Source organism: Sinomonas sp. G460-2 (assembly GCF_047759905.1).
Classification (GTDB): Bacteria; Actinomycetota; Actinomycetes; order Actinomycetales; family Micrococcaceae; genus Sinomonas.
Genome location: NZ_JBKZWT010000545.1, coordinates 1 through 1,278, shown reverse-complemented (window position 1 = coordinate 1,278; position 1,278 = coordinate 1). Strand labels below are relative to the sequence as shown.

Annotated in this window: 2 protein-coding genes; both read left to right on the top strand. The window is 67.4% G+C overall.

Translation table 11 applies throughout. From position 1 onward, the window contains the following. Positions 1 to 186, top strand: a 186-nt coding sequence (locus ACLN58_RS22320) for a hypothetical protein (protein WP_415857393.1), incomplete at its 5' end; no start/stop codon positions are given. Positions 187 to 274: 88 nt separating this feature from the next. Continuing rightward, a complete protein-coding gene (locus tag ACLN58_RS22315) occupies positions 275 to 1,150 on the top strand; it encodes a glycosyltransferase (RefSeq protein ID WP_415857392.1) in 876 nt (291 codons plus the stop codon). The last annotated feature ends 128 nt before the right edge of the window (positions 1,151 to 1,278 follow it).

The window sequence follows — 1,278 nt, the reverse complement described above, 5'->3', positions numbered from 1 at the left end:
GCGGAGCCGGCCCCCGTGCCCGCGAGCGAGACCTCGATGGGCCCCGAGAGCGACGAGATCTCCGACGCGGAGGCCAGCGACGAGGCCAAGAGCGAGGCCAAGCACGTCGCGAGCGACGCGTCCGCCGCAATGCGCAACATCCACAACGCGAGCAAGGACTCGGACGAAACCGCGTCCGAGTCGTAGCCGAACCTCGCAAGGCGCCGGGCGCCGCACAGGGAGGGGATCCGCCGGAAGGCGGATCCCCTCCATTGCTTTGCTAGATTTGACGCTGATGGCTCCCGAACCCGCCTCCTCGCCGTCGTCGTCGTCGTACACGACCGGACGCCTTGGCGTGTCCATCGTGATCCCGGCGTACAACGAGGAGAGCGTGATCCGCCAGTGCGTCACGGCCGCCATCTACCAGTCGGTGCCGGCGCTCGAGATCATCGTTGTGGACAACATGTCCAAGGATTCGACCGCGGCAATCGTCCGGCAGATGCAGGCGGAGTACCCCGAGGCGGGGATCCGGCTCCTGAGCCAAGACCTCGCACAGGGCCTCATCCCCACACGCAACTTCGGCCTCGACGCCGCCCGCGGCGACATTCTGGGCCGCATCGACGCGGACTCGCTCCTCGAGCCGGACTGGGTCGAGGAGGTCGTCAAGGCCTTCAGCGATGCGTCCGTGGAGGCCGCGACCGGTCCCGTGGTCTACTACGACATGCCGATGCGCCGCTTCGGGCTCAAGGCTGACGACAAGGTCCGTCAGCTCATGCTCAAGCTCGCCAAGCACCAGTACCACTTCCTCTTCGGCTCCAACATGGCACTCCGCCGGGGGGCTTGGGAGACCATCCGCGGCGAGGTGTGCCTCGACGAGCGCGACGAGCTGCACGAGGACATCGACCTCTCCCTGCACCTCGCGGAGCACCAGCTGCGGATCCAGTACTGGCCCAACATGGTCTCGGGGATGTCTGCGCGCCGGCTCGAGGATTCGCCGCGGGACTACCGCTACTACGTGACGCGCTTCGACCGCACGTACAAGGCGCACAACGTCAAGAAGATGGCCCTCAAGGCGCCCATGGTCGTGATCTTCTCGCTCTATTACCCGGCCAAGCTGCTCCGCGCGATCCACACGGCGAATACCACAACCGTCAAGCGCGGCGGGATCTGAGCGAGGCGAGGACATCCATGGCCGCGGGAGGAGAGAGCGAGTCCGAGCACCGCGCCCACGCCCTGCTCGCAGCCGAGGCCGCGGCCCGCGTCCTGCCGCTGTTCGAGCGCGAACGCCCTGGCGATCCC